Annotated in this window: 1 protein-coding gene; it reads left to right on the forward strand. The window is 56.2% G+C overall.

What is annotated here, in order from left to right:
• On the forward strand, positions 1 to 258 hold a 258-nt coding region (locus AK963_RS34645), incomplete at both ends, for a hypothetical protein (protein WP_175404829.1).

Below are 258 nucleotides of genomic sequence, written 5' to 3' on the forward strand. Positions count from 1 at the left end.
CAGGCAGCCAAAGCAACACTGGAGCTAGCGCGCTTTAAGGAACAATGTTGCCTGAGGGGCCTGCTGTTGACACCGGATGGCAAGCAGAAACCCGAGCAGGTCACACCGGATGCGGTGGTTAAGGATTATCAGGCAGCCAAAGCAACACTGGAGCTAGCGCGCTTTAAAGCGGAATGTTGCCTGAGGGGCCTGCTGTTGACACCGGATGGCAAGCAGAAACCCGAGCAGGTCACACCGGATGCGGTGGTTAAGGATTAT

The sequence above is a fragment of the Endozoicomonas atrinae genome (genome assembly GCF_001647025.1).
GTDB lineage: Bacteria > Pseudomonadota > Gammaproteobacteria > Pseudomonadales > Endozoicomonadaceae > Endozoicomonas > Endozoicomonas atrinae.